22 protein-coding genes are annotated in these 19,063 nt (G+C 33.8%); 10 read left to right on the top strand and 12 right to left on the bottom strand.

The window, feature by feature from the left end:
* Nucleotides 1-30 precede the first annotated feature (30 nt).
* The 4 genes from RH81_RS16230 to RH81_RS16245 form a co-directional block, all read right to left on the bottom strand.
* Nucleotides 31-1,146 (bottom strand): MopE-related protein, encoded by a 1,116-nt coding sequence (locus RH81_RS16230; protein WP_052172355.1) that lies wholly within the window; start codon nt 1,144-1,146, stop codon nt 31-33.
* A 68-nt stretch (nt 1,147-1,214) separates the two neighbouring features.
* Nucleotides 1,215-1,997, bottom strand: a complete 783-nt coding sequence (locus RH81_RS17240; RefSeq protein ID WP_052172356.1) for a hypothetical protein — start codon at nt 1,995-1,997, stop codon at nt 1,215-1,217.
* Nucleotides 1,998-2,026: 29 nt separating this feature from the next.
* On the bottom strand, nt 2,027-2,839 hold the full coding sequence (locus tag RH81_RS17245) for an Lcl C-terminal domain-containing protein (protein ID WP_052172357.1): 813 nt from the start codon (nt 2,837-2,839) through the stop codon (nt 2,027-2,029).
* 58 nt (nt 2,840-2,897) lie between these two features.
* The gene (locus tag RH81_RS16245) at nt 2,898-4,694 is read right to left on the bottom strand and encodes a T9SS type A sorting domain-containing protein (RefSeq protein ID WP_052172358.1); all 1,797 of its coding nucleotides are present in this window, start codon (nt 4,692-4,694) and stop codon (nt 2,898-2,900) included.
* Between the two features lie 377 nt (nt 4,695-5,071).
* Between RH81_RS16245 and RH81_RS01120 the strand changes: the two genes are divergently transcribed.
* From RH81_RS01120 to RH81_RS01150, 7 genes are read left to right on the top strand one after another with little or no spacing between them, the layout of a single operon-like run.
* Nucleotides 5,072-5,836 carry a ParA family protein gene (locus tag RH81_RS01120; protein ID WP_033956378.1) on the top strand — a complete coding sequence of 255 codons (765 nt, stop codon included), beginning with the start codon at nt 5,072-5,074 and terminating at the stop codon, nt 5,834-5,836.
* Complete coding sequence (locus RH81_RS01125; RefSeq protein WP_033956382.1) at nt 5,836-6,735, top strand: ParB/RepB/Spo0J family partition protein; 900 nt, start codon at nt 5,836-5,838, stop codon at nt 6,733-6,735. Before RH81_RS01120 ends, RH81_RS01125 begins: the two co-directional genes overlap by 1 nt.
* Nucleotides 6,725-7,315, top strand: a complete 591-nt coding sequence (locus RH81_RS01130) for a DUF5683 domain-containing protein (protein WP_033956387.1) — start codon at nt 6,725-6,727, stop codon at nt 7,313-7,315. The genes RH81_RS01125 and RH81_RS01130 overlap by 11 nt, the downstream gene beginning before the upstream one ends.
* 4 nt (nt 7,316-7,319) lie before the next feature.
* Nucleotides 7,320-8,021 carry a 4-hydroxy-tetrahydrodipicolinate reductase gene (dapB, locus tag RH81_RS01135; protein WP_033956390.1) on the top strand — a complete coding sequence of 234 codons (702 nt, stop codon included), beginning with the start codon at nt 7,320-7,322 and terminating at the stop codon, nt 8,019-8,021.
* 60 nt (nt 8,022-8,081) lie between these two features.
* Nucleotides 8,082-9,662, top strand: coding sequence for a signal peptidase I (gene lepB, locus RH81_RS01140; RefSeq protein WP_033956393.1), 1,581 nt, complete (start codon nt 8,082-8,084; stop codon nt 9,660-9,662).
* A 27-nt stretch (nt 9,663-9,689) separates the two neighbouring features.
* Nucleotides 9,690-10,310 (top strand): WbqC family protein, encoded by a 621-nt coding sequence (locus RH81_RS01145; protein ID WP_033956395.1) that lies wholly within the window; start codon nt 9,690-9,692, stop codon nt 10,308-10,310.
* Nucleotides 10,310-10,618 carry a DUF6122 family protein gene (locus RH81_RS01150; protein WP_033956398.1) on the top strand — a complete coding sequence of 103 codons (309 nt, stop codon included), beginning with the start codon at nt 10,310-10,312 and terminating at the stop codon, nt 10,616-10,618. The genes RH81_RS01145 and RH81_RS01150 overlap by 1 nt, the downstream gene beginning before the upstream one ends.
* Nucleotides 10,619-10,622: 4 nt before the next feature.
* On the opposite strand, the gene RH81_RS01155 is transcribed toward RH81_RS01150, so the two are convergent.
* The 8 genes from RH81_RS01155 to RH81_RS01185 form a co-directional block, all read right to left on the bottom strand.
* Nucleotides 10,623-11,645, bottom strand: a complete 1,023-nt coding sequence (locus tag RH81_RS01155) for an endonuclease/exonuclease/phosphatase family protein (RefSeq protein WP_033956401.1) — start codon at nt 11,643-11,645, stop codon at nt 10,623-10,625.
* A gap of 10 nt (nt 11,646-11,655) precedes the next feature.
* On the bottom strand, nt 11,656-12,531 hold the full coding sequence (locus RH81_RS01160) for a rhomboid family intramembrane serine protease (protein ID WP_033956403.1): 876 nt from the start codon (nt 12,529-12,531) through the stop codon (nt 11,656-11,658).
* Complete coding sequence (locus tag RH81_RS01165) at nt 12,528-13,304, bottom strand: rhomboid family intramembrane serine protease (RefSeq protein ID WP_033956407.1); 777 nt, start codon at nt 13,302-13,304, stop codon at nt 12,528-12,530. The genes RH81_RS01160 and RH81_RS01165 overlap by 4 nt, the downstream gene beginning before the upstream one ends.
* Before the next feature lie 7 nt (nt 13,305-13,311).
* Nucleotides 13,312-15,168 (bottom strand): DNA mismatch repair endonuclease MutL, encoded by a 1,857-nt coding sequence (gene mutL / locus RH81_RS01170; RefSeq protein WP_033956410.1) that lies wholly within the window; start codon nt 15,166-15,168, stop codon nt 13,312-13,314.
* Nucleotides 15,168-15,455, bottom strand: a complete 288-nt coding sequence (locus RH81_RS01175) for a hypothetical protein (protein WP_033956415.1) — start codon at nt 15,453-15,455, stop codon at nt 15,168-15,170. The genes mutL and RH81_RS01175 overlap by 1 nt, the downstream gene beginning before the upstream one ends.
* Before the next feature lie 2 nt (nt 15,456-15,457).
* Entirely contained in the window at nt 15,458-15,682 is a 225-nt protein-coding gene (locus RH81_RS16870) for a hypothetical protein (protein ID WP_152604760.1), read from the bottom strand.
* A 127-nt stretch (nt 15,683-15,809) separates the two neighbouring features.
* A complete protein-coding gene (gene ribH / locus RH81_RS01180) occupies nt 15,810-16,292 on the bottom strand; it encodes a 6,7-dimethyl-8-ribityllumazine synthase (protein ID WP_033956418.1) in 483 nt (160 codons plus the stop codon).
* 1 nt (nt 16,293) lies between these two features.
* Complete coding sequence (locus RH81_RS01185; RefSeq protein ID WP_033956419.1) at nt 16,294-17,058, bottom strand: tetratricopeptide repeat protein; 765 nt, start codon at nt 17,056-17,058, stop codon at nt 16,294-16,296.
* 121 nt (nt 17,059-17,179) lie between these two features.
* Here RH81_RS01185 and recF point away from each other — a divergent pair, with 121 nt between their 5' ends.
* The 3 genes from recF to RH81_RS01200 are packed head-to-tail and all read left to right on the top strand — an operon-like array spanning nt 17,180 to nt 18,999.
* The gene (gene recF, locus RH81_RS01190) at nt 17,180-18,259 is read left to right on the top strand and encodes a DNA replication/repair protein RecF (protein WP_033956420.1); all 1,080 of its coding nucleotides are present in this window, start codon (nt 17,180-17,182) and stop codon (nt 18,257-18,259) included.
* Nucleotides 18,260-18,261: 2 nt separating this feature from the next.
* The gene (locus RH81_RS01195) at nt 18,262-18,684 is read left to right on the top strand and encodes a lipocalin family protein (RefSeq protein WP_033956421.1); all 423 of its coding nucleotides are present in this window, start codon (nt 18,262-18,264) and stop codon (nt 18,682-18,684) included.
* 18 nt (nt 18,685-18,702) lie between these two features.
* Nucleotides 18,703-18,999, top strand: coding sequence for a DciA family protein (locus RH81_RS01200; protein ID WP_033956424.1), 297 nt, complete (start codon nt 18,703-18,705; stop codon nt 18,997-18,999).
* Nucleotides 19,000-19,063 lie beyond the last annotated feature (64 nt).

Raw genomic sequence — 19,063 nt, forward strand, 5'->3', positions numbered from 1 at the left:
TATGTTTATTGAAGTGTTGTTTATATTGTTTTAAAACGCACGTACAGCACGAACTTTAAAATTAGGATTATTTTTACCTGTACTTCCAATACTATTATTAAAATAAACGTACCATGCACCAGAATTGTTGAGCTCCGAAGAGCTCCAATACGGAAAATTCGTAGCAAATGGTGTAAAACCAGAAACTGACTCTAAAACCGGTCTATTTATAAACATTTCTCTTAACTCCAGTACACTAGGCAAAAACCATTCAGGTCCTATGTTGCGAGCTGGTTGAGCAGCTGAAAGTGCACAACTACTAAGTATACCATTTGTATTAGACATCCCATCACCTATTCTTGCACCTACATCAGTGTTAGGATTATTCACATTTGGTACATTAGGTAAATCATTCGGGTAACAACCCCATACTGTAGCAGTTGAAGAATCTGAGAAAGCACATAGCAAACCATAATCTAAATCACCATCACCATCTAAATCAACAGGAGTTGGAGCAATATAAAATACAACACCTCCACTTCTTATGTCACCAATATTAACTATCTCAAGTTCATCAATCACACCATTACAGTTATTATCAATCCCGTCACCTTGAATTTCAATAATTTCTGGATTAACAGCGGCATCATTATCATTACAATCACCATCAGCAATTGTAAATCCATCGCCATCAAAATCAATTGGGTTATCTACCCATTCTGGTATTCCATTTACAATTCGTAACACCTGACCTTCAGTACCTCCTGATGGTATCCCATTGTTGGCATGCAAAGCATAAGGCACACTCAATAATTCACTCGTACCAGTAATGGTATACGTTGCGCCTCCTGTTGGATCGGTTTCTGTTTTTATAAAATAGGGACCAGCAGACCAATCAATAGTAGAGAAATCTCCTGAGACTACAGAGCCCATTCCTATCTCTATACTTATTAAACCATTGGCATTGGTCGTTGGTGTTTGGGTTTCTACATAAACCGCTGTTGCGTCTTGTAAAATGCTTATTTGCATACCTACAGCTTGATTGCTTACTATGGCATTACCAGCGTCTCTCACTACGGCTTGGTAACTTAGTTTCTCTGGCGCTTGAGCGAACATAGTCGCTGTTGCGAATAAGGTCACTAATAAGGTGTATAGTTTTTGAATCATAGTATTTGCTTTTAAATTCTGAATGTTTTAATTGATTGCTAATTCATGTTATTTACTTCTGCAATTTTTTATTTCAACTCTTTTATCGTTAATGATGATGGTGCTCTACCATTAGCACCGTTAGGATCAAAGTTTGATGAATAGTTTACTACTATTGTATGAGTTCCCGCAGCTAATCGAACCACACCGGAACACGAATTTGAGACCGATGAGGCCCCACCACTATTACTAGTTCTTATTCTTTTTGTAAATATTCTGTTTTCAGAACCGTCGATAAAAACAGAAGTGTTAAAATACTTATTTCCAGTTGGACTATAGGCGTTTGTATTGTATGTAATCAAGACATCAGATTCTTTATCCAATAAAATGGTTTTAGCCAAAACATCAAACTGTGTTATTTGATTCATAGTAAAAGTAAAATTTGCATTAGAAATTATATTTTCATAAATCCCTTTATCTACGTCTTTAGCATGCAAAGCATAAGGCACACTCAACAGTTCACTCGTACCAGTAATGGTATAGCTAGTTCCTCCTGTTGGGTCCGTTTCTGTTTTTATAAAATAAGGACCAGCAGACCAATCAATAGTAGAGAAATCTCCTGAGACTACAGAGCCCATTCCTATCTCTATACTTATTAAACCATTGGCATTGGTCGTTGGTGTTTGGGTTTCTACATAAACGGCTGTTGCGTCTTGTAAAATGCTTATTTGCATACCTACAGCTTGATTGCTTACTATGGCATTACCAGCGTCTCTCACTACGGCTTGGTAACTTAGTTTCTCTGGCGCTTGAGCGAACATAGTCGCTGTTGCGAATAAGGTCACTAATAAGGTGTATAATTTAGTTTTCATTTTTTATGTATGTTATTTTATTAATTGTATTAAAATGCTCGAACTGCACGCGCATTGTATTGGTACCAGGTCTTCCCTTCGAAAAAATAATTACCAAAATCAAAATTCCGTATAAAGACATAGTCATCTAGGTTACTCTCATTGGATCCTGTAGTACTCCAATACATACCACTTAAATTCGCAGCGTTAGTGCTAATATAAATGTCATACATAAGGTCTACTTCTCTTATGGTAGGTAATCGCCAATCTTTAAATTCAGAGCCATTAATATCATGATTAGCAGCAATGTTCAGCATATCATCAGCCTCATACCACCTTACACCTCCATTTTGGTTTTGGTCTTGCATAGCAACTACCAAACCATGTTTCCCACTAGCGCTAATTTCTATGACGTATCCTCCCAATTCTGCATAAAAGGTGTTTACAGTATAAATTGGTTGTGTTACTGTTTTAGCATGCAAAGCATAAGGCACACTCAATAATTCACTCGTACCAGTAATCGTATACGCAGCACCTCCTGTTGGGTCGGTTTCTGTTTTTATAAAATAAGGTCCAGCAGACCAATCAATCGTATAAAAATCTCCTGAAACCACAGAGCCCATGCCTATTTCAATACTAACCAAACCATTTGCATTTGTTGTTGGGGTTTGGGTTTCTACATAAACCGCTGTGCCTCCTGCTGTGGTTTGTAATACGCTTATTTGCATGCCTACAGCTTGATTGCTTACTATGGTATTACCACTGTCTCTTACAACGGCTTGGTAACTCATTTTTTCTGGCGCTTGCGCAAATGTAGAAGCCGTTACTAGAAAGGCTGCTAAAATGGTAAATAACTTACACATACTATTAAATGTTTTTGGTTGGTTTTTATAATTAAGGAATTAGATTAAAAGACAATTATTACTTAATAATTACTTTTTGTGATTTGTTTTGTGCGTTATTTTGTAGTTGAACCACATACACACCTGCACTTAGGATGGAGACATCCAAACGGTTTTGTACAAGTGCTGCATCAAGTTCAGTTGATAATACCTGTCTACCTTGAATATCGTAAAGCGCTAATGTCGTGTTGTCTTGTAATTGACCATTCACAACTAATTCTTTAGAGGTATGTAAAGCGAAAATGTTGAGCGCATCTAAATTAGTTTCAATCGTTGATAAAGCATCATCAGATGTTCTTAAGAAGAAACGTCCAGTTCCAGATAAAGCTGTTGTTGGTGAGATTACATAATCAGAATTATTTAATAAGGTTGAAGTATTGGCAACTGCATCTTCAAGATATACAGAAACCGATGCTGGTAATGTTGTGTCAGCAATACTAAAAGTTAATTGTTCCCCTTGATTAGCATTGACTCCCAAAGGAATGGTTACCTCAATAAGATTATCTATATCAAGTGTTTGTAATGCGATTGGATGACCTGTATTATCTTCAACTAAGTTTGAATAGATGGCAAAATCTGATGACGCATCATCCCAAGCCCTAGCATCGTATCCAAAATCATATCCAGGAGTTGCATTCGCATTAAAGTAAAATTCTGTGTTATAAGAGTTTGTAGCAGTACTCGCATTTAATTTAACAAATGTCAGTTCTGCATTTCGTCCAGCGATAAAATCATCACCAGAACCCGTTGAACGCATAGCAGGCGTGAATTGTAAATCGTAAAGCGCTGCATTTGTTGGATCGGCACTGACAAAGAACCCTTGTCCAGGAGCAATAAGGGTAGACGCTGTTGTATTGGCTAAGTTGTATATTGTCCAGCCATTTTGTGCATTTCCATCATAACCATAGATAGCAGCCGTTCCAGTATCAAATAATTGAAGATTAGTAACAACAGCTGCAGTGTCATCAACATCATGATTAAGAAACGCTTGCACATTTAAATACGAAGGGTAAGGGTTTCCAATGAGGTTCCACTCTTCATTATTACTTCCACTATTGATAATGTCATTAAATACAATTCCATTATTTGCAGTACCATTAAAAACGAACGAACCATTATCTGAAGACGCAGCTCTAAAGCCAACACCTGGATCTAGTGTAGCCGTTTCTGTATCTGTCCAAGTTACAAACGTACCAGTTACTTTTTCAAAAGGTCCAAATAAATACAAGGTGCCGTTATTAAAAATATTCGGATTGTTAGTCGCAAAATCACTAAACACTTCTCCAGTTAAAGGTGCAGAAATTAAATCGTTACTTCCAGTTGTTCCAGAACCATTAATATTGACATGACGTTCATATTCTAACGTACCAGTAACAATGCCATCGAGAATTAAACTCGAATAGTTTGTAGAACTAGATTCAAGCATCAAACCATTCGTTGTTGAAAGCGTCATGCCTGGATCGATTATAAGTCCAGCACCTGGATTGATGGTCACAGTATTAGTAGTTGTATTAGCATCAATCGTGGCATCACCTGAAGCAATTACAATATCATCTGCAGCTGTAGCTGTACCATTTGGATTACTAGGCATCCACGTGCTATTAAAAATATAAATCGTTTTAGCGTCTGGCTGTTGCACACCTTCAGATAAGGTTCCATTACTACCTGTTTGAGTCGAGTAAAAGACTTGACCGACAGAATAGCTTACAGCACCTCCACTTCCTGTGGCTTCTGAACCAGAAGCATTGATGGATTCTTGTGAAAAAATAGACTGTGAAATAAATAAAAGACAGGCAATTAGTGTTGATTTAATCATAATTTGTTTGTGCTAAAGGATTAGACTTAAGTCAATTAGTTTAGGCAAATCAGATTAAGGGCAATTAGGTAAAAAACTTAGATAAAGGACTTATTTGTGGAGAGTATTTAAACTTACGAGATTAATTTGGTATTACCAATTTTTAGATAAACATATCCAAAATTTAACACATAAAAATCTAACACACAACGTGTTGTGAAATATTTTACTTTTTGCAAGTAGAAAAGAAATAGTTAAAATTATGAATTTTTAAATTAACATATGTTAATACTATGAGTTCTTAATTGTAGTTTTTGTTTATACTTCTGTTAACAACTTCCACTTCCAAAAGTCGCAAATAATTGTATTTTTACACTTCATAAATACCAAATCAATTAATGGGTAAAATCATTGCTATTGCCAATCAAAAAGGAGGTGTTGGTAAAACGACAACCTCTGTAAACCTTGCTGCTTCTTTAGGCGTGTTAGAAAAAAAAGTGTTGCTTATCGATGCAGATCCTCAAGCTAACTCAACTTCTGGCCTTGGGATAGATGTTGATGGTGTTGAAACTGGTTCTTACCAATTGATAGAACATACGGCTTCAGCCGAAGATTGTATTATTAAAACTAATTCTCCAAATGTTGATATCATTCCAGCACATATTGATTTGGTCGCTATTGAAATTGAATTAGTTGATAAAGATGACCGTGAATACATGCTTAAAAAAGCTATATCTCACTTAAAATCATCCTATGATTACATCTTAATAGATTGTGCTCCTTCATTGGGATTACTTACACTTAATGCTTTAACAGCATCAGATTCGGTAATTATACCGATTCAATGTGAGTATTTTGCGCTTGAAGGTCTTGGTAAATTATTAAACACTGTTAAAAGTGTTCAAAAGATTCATAATGAGAATTTAGATATTGAAGGCATGTTGCTTACAATGTTTGACCAACGTTTACGTTTATCAAATCAAGTGGTTGAAGAAGTGCAAAAACACTTTACAGATATGGTTTTTGAAACCATCATTCAGCGTAATGTTCGACTAGGAGAAGCGCCAAGTTATGGCGAAAGCATTATTAAATATGATGTAAGTAGTAAAGGTGCTTCAAATTATTTAAGTTTGGCTAAAGAAATTATTAATAAGAACGCATAATGGCGAAGGCAACAAAAAAACAAGCTTTAGGTAGAGGACTCTCAGCACTACTGAAAGATCCTTCAAACGATATCAATTCTGTTAAAGATAAAAATGCCGATACCATTATTGGAAACATTGTGGAGCTTGATATTGAAGCTATTGAATTAAACCCTTTTCAGCCTCGTACCAATTTCAACGAAGAAACTCTGCGCGAATTAGCGTCTTCAATTAGAGAGCTAGGTGTTATTCAGCCCATAACTGTTAGAAAATTAGAATTTAATAAATTTCAACTAGTATCTGGTGAACGTCGCTACAGAGCCTCTAAATTAATTGGACTAACAAGTATTCCTGCATATATCAGGATTGCTAACGATCAAGAATCGTTAGAAATGGCTTTGGTTGAAAACATTCAAAGACAAGATTTAGATCCAATTGAAATCGCTCTATCCTACCAACGGTTGATTGACGAGATTAAATTGACTCAAGAACAAATGAGCGAACGTGTTGGTAAAAAACGTTCAACCATTGCTAATTATTTGCGGTTATTAAAGTTAGATCCAATTATTCAAACAGGAATGCGTGATGGCTTTATTTCAATGGGTCATGGTAGAGCAATTATCAATATTGAAGACCAAAGCATACAACTCGACATCTATGAAAAAATAATAACCGATAAATTATCAGTTAGAGCTACTGAACAGTTGGTGAAAAATTTTCACAATACGACTACTGTAAGTCCTACAAAAAAAGAAGAATTACCAAAGTATATTAAAAAGGGCGTTAAAGAATTTTCAGAATACTTTGGACACAAAATTAACGTTAAGGTTACTAAGAATGGTAAAGGGCAAATTACGATCCCATTTCATTCTGAAGAAGATTTTAATCGCATAAAAAAACTCGTTCAAAGTGCCAAATAAGCATCTTTACATCATTGGTTTACTATTGTTTTTTGGGTTTAATTCATTTTCTCAAAACACTAAAAAAAGTGACAGCTTAAAAATTGACTCCGATCTTATAGTTGTACGAGACACAATTCCACGTAAACCAATTAACATACTTGGGCCTTCTAAAGCTGCATTCTACTCAGCCGTCTTACCTGGTTTAGGACAAGCTTACAATAAGAAATACTGGAAAATCCCTATCGTTTATGCTGCCTTAGGAACAAGCGTATATTTCTTTGTTACTAATAATAAAGAATACAATCGTTATAGAGATGAATACAAAAGTCGTTTAGCAGGGAATGAAGCTATTAATGGAGAGTTTCCTGGAGTAAGTAATGAAGGCCTCATTAACGCTCAGAAGACTCTAAAGCGTCGAAAAGAACTATCTCTATTGATAACTATTGGTATATATGCACTAAACATTATAGATGCTAACGTTGATGCTCATTTACTGCAATACAATGTAGATCAAAACCTAGCCATAAAACCTCATTTTCAGTATAATGAAATGGAGAATTCTTCAGACTTAGGCCTCACACTCAATTTTAAATTCTAAAACCATGAACATTGCGTTATTGGGTTACGGAAAAATGGGTAAAGCAATTGAAACTATTGCCATTAAAAGAGGACATGAGATTGTACTAAAAGTCTCTAGAGACCAAAAAGACTACTCACTTAAAAATGTAGATGTTGCCATAGATTTTAGTTTACCATCTTCGGCTTTTGAAAATATAAGTAACTGTTTCCAGCAACATACTCCAATTATTTCAGGAACAACAGGTTGGTTGGAAAAATATGACGATGCCGTAGCACTTTGTAATCAAAACAAAGGAACATTTTTATACGCTTCTAATTTCAGCTTAGGTGTAAACATCTTTTTTGAGGTGAATAATACTTTAGCAAAATTAATGAAAAGTCTACCACAATATGAGGTAGGTATTGAAGAAATACATCATATTCAAAAACTAGATTCTCCCAGTGGCACTGCAATAACTTTAGCCGAAGAGATTATAAAACAGTCTGACTACAAAAATTGGACACTAGAGACCGCTAAACCAAAAGAGATTGGTATTTTAGCAAAACGAATTGAAAATGTTCCTGGAACTCATGAAATCAAATATGAATCTGAAGTAGATAGTATTTCAATAAAACACACAGCACATAGTAGAGAAGGCTTTGCTCTTGGAGCTGTTATTGCTGCAGAATGGATTCATGATAAGACTGGAGTTTACACAATGAAAGATGTGTTAAACATAGGTTAAGGTGTGATTCATGGGTAACGTTTTAAGATATTTTTCAACCAACAACACAAACAAAACATTATGACAATAACACAGTGGTTAATTTTTATCCTGATTATACAAGTTATTCATGGACTTGGGACATGGAAACTTTATGTTAAAGCTGGCCGACAAGCTTGGGAAGCTTTTATTCCTGTTTATAATTCGGTAATCTTAATGAAAATCATCAATAGACCTTGGTGGTGGACCATCTTACTATTTGTTCCTATTGTGAACCTCATTATGCTTCCTGTTGTTTGGGTTGAAACCGCGAGAAGTTTTGGAAAAAACATGATTCAAGACACGTTTCTTGCTATTATTACTTTAGGGTTTTACAATTACTACCTTAACTATGTTGCAGACGTTTCTTATATTGAAGAAAGAGATTTACATCCAAAATCAAGTTCTGGAGATTGGGTAAGTTCTATTTTATTTGCCATAGTTGCAGCAACTATTGTGCACACTTATTTCATTCAACCATTTACAATTCCTAGTTCATCATTAGAGAAGTCATTACTCGTTGGTGATTTTCTATTTGTTAGCAAGTTCCATTATGGAGCCAGAATTCCTATGTCGACAGTTGGAGCACCAATGGTACATGATACAATTCCTGTATTAAAAAGTAAATCGTATCTATTTGATGACCGTTTCGACAAAAGAAACAGCTCTTGGAAAAACAAACTTCAATTGCCATATTTGAGATTACCAGGTTTTGAAGATATTGAACGTAATGACATTGTGGTTTTTAATCAACCTGCAGATACGTTATTGAATATGAATGATTTCAATCCTGATAGAAATTATTACAAACCTATAGACAAGAAAACGAACTTGGTAAAACGATGTGTCGGAATTGCTGGAGATTCATTGGAGGTCAGAGACGGTTACGTATATATCAACGGACAAAAAAATGAATTACCAGATAGAGCAAAACTTCAGTTTGCATTTGATATTGAATTGAAAGGCAATTATACTGGTGATCAAATTATGGATGCTTTAAAACGTTATGACATAACCGATAATCCATATCGAATAGCTGAATCCACTATTGTAGTTCAAGCAACTGAAGAATCTGTCGCTAAAGCTAAAAACAATCCATATTTCGCAAGTATCACTAGACGAATTACTCCAAAAGGTGTTGACGGAAATCTCTTTCCTAGAGATCCACAATATCAATGGAATTATGATAACTTCGGACCACTATACATTCCGAAAGAAGGGGTTACTATAGATTTAAATTTAGAAGTACTACCTATCTACAGACGATTGATTTCAGAATATGAAGGAAATTCGTTAACGGTAAATGGCAACCAAATTTTAATTAACGGATCGCCTGCTACCTCATACACTTTTAGACAAAACTATTATTGGATGATGGGAGACAATAGAGACAACTCAATTGACGCAAGAGCTTGGGGATTTGTCCCTTTTGATCATGTTGTTGGTAAACCTGTATTTATCTGGATGAGTTGGGACGGACTAAAAAGTCCGCGTTGGGAACGATGGTTTACGACTGTTGGAGGAAGTGGCAAAGCAACATCTTACTTAATTCCATTTTTAGTATTACTATTTGGCTGGATTGGATTCAATTCATGGCGAAAAAGAAAAAAGGCTAATAGCTAATTGGATTTTTAAATTCTAAACAGACGAATGAAAGTCTTAATACATCCTACATACTTTCCGAGTATTGCACATTTTGTAGCGATGATGAAAGCCGAAAGTCTTGTTTTCGAAATTAGTGATAACTATCAAAAGCAGACGTATAGAAACAGAACAACCATTTATGGTGCCAACGGAAGCTTAGATCTTAATGTACCTGTTCACTATACCCAAAAAAATCGCCAACTCTATAGAGATGTAGCCATTTCCAATATAGATAATTGGCAAGATTTACATTTCAAGTCTTTAGAATCCGCATATAGCGCGTCTCCTTTTTTTGAGTTTTATATTGATGATTTAAAGCCATTATTTGAAATTGAAGCGACTAATATTATGGACTTCAACTTTAGGTGCTTAAAAGTTGTTTTTGACTGTCTACAGCTGCCATTTGAATATAAAACAACTCAGGTTTTTGAAAAAGAACCTAAAAACCTACTCGATGCACGTTCTTTAGCCAACAGCAGAAAAGAAATAGAACAGACCTTAGAATCTTACGCACAAGTATTTGACGACAAACATGGTTTTCTAAAGAATTTGAGCATTTTGGATTTACTCTTTAACGAAGGACCAAATTCAATTATTTATCTAGAATCTCAAAAGCTAAACCTGTAATGACTCAATCGTTTGTTCATTACGGAATTCATTTTCTATTGCCCTTAGTTATAGCGGTTCTGTTTTTTAAAAAACAATGGAAATTTGCGCTTGTCATAATGCTAAGCACAATGTTAATAGATTTAGATCACCTTTTAGCCATACCTGTATTTGATCCTAGTCGCTGTAGTATAAATTTTCATCCACTTCACTCCTACTATGCTATTGGTGTTTATGTACTTTTATCTATTTTTAAAAAAACAAGAATTTTAGGGATAGGCTTTTTAATTCACATCCTTGCAGATGCAACTGATTGCTGGATGATGTAGCAAATTAGTTTTGCAATTTCACCTTGGCCATAACCGGATAATGGTCAGATAATTTAACGTCGTATGTTTTAAATGAATTCACTTCAAAGTTTTCATCAACAAGTACAAAATCAATTCTAACTGGAAAAAACTTAAAGTCGAATGTACGTCCGAAACCATTTCCAGCTTCTTTAAATGCATCTTTAAGATTTCCTTTTATTTCTTTATATACATAAGAATAAGCAGTATTATTAAAGTCTCCACAAATAATCATTTTGTAAGAACACTGCTTTTTATGTTTCAAAAAGAGTTCAGTTTGAAATTGTTGCAACTTAAAGGTGGTACTCACACGCTTAAATAAATTTTCAGAATCCTCATTCGCTAATTTTTCAACGGTTGGATCAATACCTAAAGATTGTAAATGCACATTGTAAATACGAATAGTATCTATCCCTTTAACAACATCAGCATAGATGGCATTATTAGAAGTTTCTGGAAATTCTATAGAACCCGATTTAATAATTGGAAACTTTGTAAAAATCGCCTGTCCGTTTTTTACCTTCTTTCCAGATAACTGTTCATATTTATAATACCCTTTAAGATTTACTTTATCATCAGGTCTATACTCTTGTATGCATAGTATATCTGGTTGTTTTTCAGCAATAAAGTTTGAAATATCTCGCTTTACATTCGCGTCTTTTATCCAATCAAAAGCATTAAACAAACGCACATTATAATTCATTATTGAAATATTCTGACTATCATCTACATTTTTCGAAGAAGAAAACTTGTACAGTGAAAACACATGATTATAGCCAATAACAAGTACTAACAGCGACAGAATAAGTTGACGTTTAACCTTTAGCAACCAATACACAGCAAACAAAATATTGACGATAATTAAAGCTGGTACAGTCAAACTTAATACGGATAGAAAAGCAAATTGCTTTGGCGCCATATAAGGCAATACGTAAGATAATAACAAGGCAAATGCCATCAATGAATTGACGACAAATATCAATTTGTCAAAACCTTTAAGATTCTTCATTTAAAAATCATTAATCCTTACCTGCATTAAATAAAAATGCCTTTTCCTCTGAGGTTAGGCTTTCATAACCACTCTTGCTTATCTTATCAAGGATAAGGTCAATTTTTTTTTGATTATTAAACTCATTAAATGAGTTTTTATTATGACCTGCGAATGGTTTCTTTTTGTTTTTGTGAACTGTTTTTAGCGTAGATTTTGGTTTAAATAGGTTAACAATACTATCCGTAAAGCGTCCAAAACCGATTCCTATATCTGTTCCTTTTAGTAATTGCGTGGCATAAAGGTATCCAAGAATACTTCCTCCAAAATGTGCTACTTTACCACCTTGATTTATTCCGAAAAGGCCAACAAAATCAATAACTATAATAGCCAATCCAATATGCCATAGCTTAATTTTAATTGCAAAAAATCTAGTTTCACGGTTAGGCATATAAGCACATAAAAAAATCAATAAAGCATTTACTCCTGCAGAAGCTCCAACTAAAGGACCAACCCTTAAAGACATTGATTCTGGAATAAGGTTATAGACCAATAGATATAAAAATCCTCCAGATAAAATACCCAAAAAGTAAATATTTAATGATTGCTTTGACGGGAATAAATTCACCATACTGCGTGACACAAAATATAGTATCACCAAATTAAATAGCAAATGAAAAAAATCATAATGCGTAAATCCATAGGTAAAAATAGACCAAGGTTTTAGAATAAAATCATAGAAATCTTTAGGAAGTTCAAACCAAGTCAATGTTTTTTCTCTTGGGATTTTCTGAATAGCTTTAATCAACCAGCCTAAAAAAAAGACCATAATATTTACAGCAATGATCTTTTCGAAAACATTAAGGTGTTTTAGCTTGTCTTTTATATCGTATGTTAACGAGCTCATCTATCCCAACGGTTTTGATTGAACTGATTTTTTTTCCAATACCACATGATAATAAACCCGGTTAATGCGCCACCAACGTGAGCCATATAAGCTGTATTACTCGGACTAAAGAACGACTGACCTGTTACTGCCGAAATAACATCTAAAAGAATAATTCCAGGAATAAAGTACTTAGCCTTTATTGGAATAGGCAAGAAAATCAGCATGAGTTTGGCTTCAGGGTTCATCATTCCGAAAGCTGCTAAAATTCCCATGATACAGCCAGAAGCTCCAACCATGGATGCGTTATAAATTGGATATAATGTATTCAACTGTGCTTCTTGTAAATCTGTAGTACGGAAATTCCATGTTCCAGTATTCATAATTTCATTAATAGTGTCCGTAGACAGACCTGAAGCTTGCAATTCAGAAAAAGTTGGCACATAATTAAAATAGTAATATCCTAATTGAAATAAAACAGCTCCAAATCCTGCAGACATATAAATGAATAAGAATTTCTTACTACCCAATTGTGTTTCAACTGCAGAACCAAACATCCATAAGGCAAACATATTAAACAAAAGGTGTGTAATACTTAAGTTTTGCAAATTGGCACCTCCATGCATAAACATGTGTGTAATAATTTGCCATGGCTGGAACATTTCACTCTTTGGGAAATATAATGCAAACCACTCATAAAATAAATTTCCATTCCCAACAAATAATGTTCCTATAAACATTACCACATTGATAATAATTAAGTGTTTTACTGTATTTGTGATGCCTTTTATCATAAATTAATTACATAAATTTTTTATCAAAATCATCTACATTCATTGTAATAAATGTAGTTCTATTGGTTGGTGAAACCGAAGGTTCCTTGCATGCAAACAAACTATTTAACAAATGCTCCTGTTCCATGTTTGTTAGAGATTGCCCAGTTTTAATGGCTAAACTTTTAGATAATGACTTCGCTAGTAAATCTGTTGAACTAAAATTACTATCTGGCACTTCTTGTTCAACATCACTAATAAGTTGTTCTAAAATAATAGACACCTCACTTTCAGGCACATTTACAGGAACTCCTGTAATTTCAATTATACCTCCTTCAAATTTAGAAAACACAAAACCTGTATGTTCTAAATCTTCTTTTAACTGCTGTAAAAGCTCCATCTCTGAAGATGAAAATTGCAATTGCAAAGGAAATAACAACTGCTGACTTACGGCTTCTTTAACTGTTGTATGCTTTAACAAACCTTCATACAGCACACGCTGATGTGCTCGTTGTTGGTCAATAATTAGTATACCAGATTTAATCGTACTTATAATATATTTATTGTGTAACTGGTATGTAGTTTGTTTAACCTCTATAGAATTCTCATTAAATAGTGGTTCGTTTCCTGGTTCACTTTCTAACTGAATTTCACTAAACTCTTGAGTTGTTTTTGTGCCTTTGCTTTCTAATCCTACGTATAAACTTTCCCATTGTGACGCTGGTTCTTTTTTATATGGCGTTGAAAAACTACCAGATTTGCTTGGCGACTTTTCCTCTTGAAACGGATTAAATGATCTATCAACTTCAACTGAAGGATTAGACACTCTTTTTCCTTCGTAATTGTAGGGCGTATCAAGGTTTTTGTCACGATCAAAGTCTAAAACTGGAGCAATATTAAACTGCCCTAAGCTATGTTTTACAGACGAACGTATAATCGCATATAACGTATGTTCATCATCAAACTTAATTTCAGTTTTAGTAGGATGAATATTAATATCTATTGTTTTTGGATCAACCGTTAGATTTAGAAAATAGCTTGGATGTCCTCCATCTTTCAATAAGCCTTCAAACGCAGCGTTTATTGCATGATTGAGATAAGCACTTTTAATGAAACGATTATTTACAAAAAAGAACTGTTCGGTTCTTGTTTTTCTAGCAAACTCAGGTTTACCAACAAAGCCAGATATTTTTAAAACCTCTGTTTCTTCTTCAACAGGAACTAGCTTCTCTTTGGTTTTTCCTCCAAAAATATTCACAATACGTTGTCTGTAGTTACTCTTTGGAAGATTAAAACTTTCACTTCCGTTATGAAACATTACAAAAGCGATGTCTGGATGTGCCAATGCTACACGATGAAACTCATCTACAATATGTCTCAACTCTACATTATTCGACTTTAAAAAATTACGTCTTGCAGGTATATTGAAAAACAAGTGTTTTACAGCTAATGAAGTCCCTTTTGGAGTCACCACAACATCTTGAGTTTTTACTTCGCTACCCTCAATTTCAATTTGAGTACCAAGCTCATCTTGTTCCTGCTTAGTTTTTAATTCTACATGTGCAATTGCAGCAATACTAGCTAAGGCTTCACCACGAAACCCTTTAGTATTTAAACTGAATAAATCTTCAGCAGTTCGAATTTTTGAAGTCGCATGACGTTCAAAACTTAATCGAGCATCAGTGACACTCATTCCTTTACCATCGTCAATAATTTGAATTAACGTTTTCCCTGCATCTTTAACGATGAGTTTAATGTTTGTGGATTCGGCATCAATAGCATTTTCAAGTAATTCTTTAACTACTGAAGCTGGACGCTGTACGACTTCGCCTGCTGCAATTTGATTAGCAACATGATCTGGTAAAAGTTGAATTATGTCTGCCATTAGCGATCTGAAAAGAAAATAGAGAGATCAAAATCTATAATAAACAAGAATACTAAAACTAAAACACCAATAATTATCATGATGCGTCTATTTGCACCAGATCTATCGTGATTGTATTTATAATCGTCTATAGCGTTATTAAGCTTAGTCTTAATACCTTTATCATTTCCAGCAGTAACGCGATACTCATCAAACTTATGTTTAAGCTCATAAGGATTGCCATCACCTTTGTAAAAACGAGGTGTGTAACTATACTTTTTATTCTTGCGTGTGTTTAGAATTCCCATAATTATGATATTTCGTAGTGAGTTAAAATATACCAAACAGCAATTATCATTCCTAAACCAATTAATAATACTACTAATTTATTCGAGGATTTACTTCTGTTTTTACCTTGATTTCTAACCGTTTCCCACTGCGACTTGATGTTATCATCTGAATTGCTCTCGGAATCTCTTAGATGTCTAGGCGTATAACTGAAGTGTTTATTTTTGCGTTGTTGAAATAAGTTCACTACAAAACCTAATAGATGTTATATTCCAAAAGTACTGAATTTACAAGGAAATATAGGTGTTGAAATCCTAAAAATTGTTAACAACAACTGAAGAGTCTAAGAAAGTCAAAATCAAGTAAATTAAAAACTACTTTAAGTTTAAGTCTGCCATTTTAATTGCAGCTATTGCTGCTTCTGTACCTTTATTACCATGTTTACCTCCAGAGCGATCTAAAGATTGTTGCATGTTATTATCGGTTAACACACAAAAAATAGTAGGTGTATTCGTGGTAAGATTTAATTCTTTGATGCCTTGAGTCACACCATCACAAACAAAATCGAAGTGTTTCGTTTCCCCTTGAATCACACAACCAATAGCAATTACCACATCAACATTTTGAGTGATCATCTTTTTTGAGCCATAAATCAACTCAAAACTCCCTGGCACATCCCATTTAATTATATTCTCTGAAAGTGCGCCACAGTCTAATAAAGCATCTAATGCACCTTTATAAAGCCCGTCAGTTACAGTATCGTTCCATTCTGAAACAACAATCCCAAACCGAAAGTCTTTCGCGTTTGGGATTATGTCTTTATTATAATTTGATAAGTTATGGTTTGCAGTTGCCATTTTAGTTCTTTGCTTCTGCTCTTCCTATAAATACATCAATACTAGTAGCTTCAGTAGAGCTTGAAAATTCTTCTTTTATTCTTTTGAAATAACCTAATGCTTTTTCAGCTTGTCCTAATCCTAAAGCAACATTTGCTGCTTTAAACAAATACATTGGTGTTGTATAGTCATTTGTAGAACTAGTAATTGCTTTTTCATAATACCCTAAGGCATCTTCTGGTTGGTTTAACTGAACGAATGCATCGCCAATTCCTCCTTTTGCAACAGGTCCTAAAACAGCATCGTCTGTTTTAAAATCACTTAAATGCTTCACTGCATTTGTGTAGTCTTTAAGATTTAAATATGACATACCTGCATAATAATTAGCAAGATTTCCTGCTGGAGTGCTACCATATTCAGTAACGATATCTAGCATACCATATTTTCCATCACCACCATTTAGAGCTAAATTATATAAAGAATCCTTAGCGGTTCCAGCTACAGCTTCTTCAAAGTATTTTTGAGCAGTGAACATTTCATTCATAGCTTCATTCCCTTTTGGTTCAGCAATAAACTTATTGTATCCTAAGTATCCTAATACTACAACAGCAGCAAGACCAATTAAAATAAAAATATTCTTCTGATTCTTAATAGCAAAGTCTTCAGCTTTTGAAGCACCTTCATCTAAGGTATTAAAAACTTCAGCAGTTGTTGAGTTTTCTTCGATAGCCTCAACTTTCTCAGCTTTTGTTTTTGGTTTGTAACCTCTTTTCTTATAAGTTGCCATAATTCTATATTTGTGCCCGCAAAAATAAAATTTTTATTGGGATTTAAAAGGTAATTTATTTGTTATTTTTACTTCTTCTTACTATGAACAAAACCTAAACACGAATATTCCTGTCTGTTTTATGATTTTAAAAACCCTCAGTCTGGTCAATTACAAGAATTTTGAAAGCCAAGATTTCGAGTTTGACAATAAGATAAATTGCTTTGTTGGCTTCAATGGTGTTGGTAAAACAAATGTGCTTGACGCCATATACCACCTGTCTTTAGGGAAAAGTTATTTTAATCCTGTTGCCACTCAAAACATAAAACATGATGCTGAATTTTTTGTTGTGGATGGTATATTTGATAAGAATGAGCGCACAGAAAAAATTATAGTTTCACTAAAACGTGGACAAAAAAAAATGATTAAACGCAACGGAAAAGCCTATGAAAAATTTAGTGATCATATCGGTTTTATTCCATTAGTTATCATTTCTCCTACAGATCGTGATCTAATTATTGAAGGAAGCGACACTCGACGCAAGTTTATTGACAGTGTTATTTCACAAAGTGACAAATCTTACCTCAACAATTTAATTAACTATAATAAAGTGTTATCTCAACGTAATGCGCTGCTAAAATATTTTGCACTTAACAACACTTTTAACCAACAAACTTTAGAAGTGTATAATGAGCAATTACATGCATATGGCTCTGAAATATTTAAAACGAGACATGAGTTTCTAGAAGCTTTTATTCCAATTTTCAAACAACGTTATGACGCTATCAGCAATAAAAATGAATCTGTAAATCTTATTTATAAAAGTGATTTGTATGAGGACGATTTAAATTCACTCCTATTGAAACGAATTAATAAAGATAAAGCCATACAATATACTAGTGTAGGCATACACAAAGATGATTTGAGTTTTGAAATTGAAACACATCCTATTAAGAAATTTGGTAGCCAAGGTCAACAAAAATCATTCTTAATTGCATTAAAATTAGCACAATTTGATTTTGTAAAGCAACAAAGTGGTGTAACTCCTTTATTGCTTTTGGATGATATTTTTGATAAATTAGATGAACAACGTGTGGCGCAAATTATTGGTTTGGTTGACAATGAGGATTTCGGACAATTGTTTATTAGTGATACACATGCTGAGCGTACGGAAAATGTAGTCAAGCAAATTCATCAATCGTATAAAATTTTCAAACTATAGGTATGAATCTAAAAAAAGTATATTTAGTCGTATTTGCTTTTGTTGTACTAAGTTGTTCTAAAGATCCAAATACATTTATTCCACACCTTAATGGGTATTGGGAGATTGAAGAAGTCACGTTATCTAATGGCTCAAAGAAAACATTCACTTATAATGACACTGTGGATTACATTGAAATCACAGATAGTTTAACGGGGTTCAGAACCAAATTAAAACCTAATTTATCTGGTACTTATGAAACTTCTACTGACAAAGAACGTATAGATGTCAAAATAGAAAATGACAGTTTACATCTTATGTATTCTACACCTTATGCAAATTGGAAAGAAACCGTTTTAAATGCCAATAAAAATCAATTACTAATCATAAATACCAATAAAGATATGTACCTTTATAGAAGGTATGAGCCTTTTAATTTAGAGTAAGGTTTAATAGAAATTGATATGGCAAGACGTAATAATGAGAATCTACCTATTAGTGACATTTTAAAAGAATTTGTTGATGCTAATAATCTCCAAACTGGCTTAGATAAAGTTAATGTTAGAGACGCATGGACAAAAATGATGGGTAATGGTGTAAACAACTACACAACCAATATAGTATTGGAACGAGATACATTATATGTACAATTAAGTTCTAGTGTGTTACGAGAAGAGCTAAGTTATGGTAAGGAAAAAATCATTAAAATGCTTAACGAATCTTTAGGAAAAGATGCTATCTACAAATTAGTTTTACGATAGACTTCATTAAATTTATGACATAAAAAAAGCACCTTAAAAGGTGCTTTTTTATATTTAAAACTGA

The organism is Psychroserpens jangbogonensis, from assembly GCF_000797465.1.
Taxonomy (GTDB): Bacteria; Bacteroidota; Bacteroidia; order Flavobacteriales; family Flavobacteriaceae; genus Psychroserpens; species Psychroserpens jangbogonensis.

Bases quoted from the DNA above. Each gene is read 5' to 3' on its own strand.
- RH81_RS16230 (WP_052172355.1), bottom strand. From the start codon at position 1,146: ATGATTCAAAAACTATACACCTTATTAGTGACCTTATTCGCAACAGCG.
- RH81_RS17240 (WP_052172356.1), bottom strand. From the start codon at position 1,997: ATGAAAACTAAATTATACACCTTATTAGTGACCTTATTCGCAACAGCG.
- RH81_RS17245 (WP_052172357.1), bottom strand. From the start codon at position 2,839: ATGTGTAAGTTATTTACCATTTTAGCAGCCTTTCTAGTAACGGCTTCT.
- RH81_RS16245 (WP_052172358.1), bottom strand. From the start codon at position 4,694: ATGATTAAATCAACACTAATTGCCTGTCTTTTATTTATTTCACAGTCT.
- RH81_RS01120 (WP_033956378.1), top strand. From the start codon at position 5,072: ATGGGTAAAATCATTGCTATTGCCAATCAAAAAGGAGGTGTTGGTAAA.
- RH81_RS01125 (WP_033956382.1), top strand. From the start codon at position 5,836: ATGGCGAAGGCAACAAAAAAACAAGCTTTAGGTAGAGGACTCTCAGCA.
- dapB (WP_033956390.1), top strand. From the start codon at position 7,320: ATGAACATTGCGTTATTGGGTTACGGAAAAATGGGTAAAGCAATTGAA.
- lepB (WP_033956393.1), top strand. From the start codon at position 8,082: ATGACAATAACACAGTGGTTAATTTTTATCCTGATTATACAAGTTATT.
- RH81_RS01145 (WP_033956395.1), top strand. From the start codon at position 9,690: ATGAAAGTCTTAATACATCCTACATACTTTCCGAGTATTGCACATTTT.
- RH81_RS01150 (WP_033956398.1), top strand. From the start codon at position 10,310: ATGACTCAATCGTTTGTTCATTACGGAATTCATTTTCTATTGCCCTTA.
- RH81_RS01155 (WP_033956401.1), bottom strand. From the start codon at position 11,645: ATGAAGAATCTTAAAGGTTTTGACAAATTGATATTTGTCGTCAATTCA.
- RH81_RS01160 (WP_033956403.1), bottom strand. From the start codon at position 12,531: ATGAGCTCGTTAACATACGATATAAAAGACAAGCTAAAACACCTTAAT.
- RH81_RS01165 (WP_033956407.1), bottom strand. From the start codon at position 13,304: ATGATAAAAGGCATCACAAATACAGTAAAACACTTAATTATTATCAAT.
- mutL (WP_033956410.1), bottom strand. From the start codon at position 15,168: ATGGCAGACATAATTCAACTTTTACCAGATCATGTTGCTAATCAAATT.
- RH81_RS01175 (WP_033956415.1), bottom strand. From the start codon at position 15,455: ATGGGAATTCTAAACACACGCAAGAATAAAAAGTATAGTTACACACCT.
- ribH (WP_033956418.1), bottom strand. From the start codon at position 16,292: ATGGCAACTGCAAACCATAACTTATCAAATTATAATAAAGACATAATC.
- RH81_RS01185 (WP_033956419.1), bottom strand. From the start codon at position 17,058: ATGGCAACTTATAAGAAAAGAGGTTACAAACCAAAAACAAAAGCTGAG.
- recF (WP_033956420.1), top strand. From the start codon at position 17,180: ATGATTTTAAAAACCCTCAGTCTGGTCAATTACAAGAATTTTGAAAGC.
- RH81_RS01195 (WP_033956421.1), top strand. From the start codon at position 18,262: ATGAATCTAAAAAAAGTATATTTAGTCGTATTTGCTTTTGTTGTACTA.
- RH81_RS01200 (WP_033956424.1), top strand. From the start codon at position 18,703: ATGGCAAGACGTAATAATGAGAATCTACCTATTAGTGACATTTTAAAA.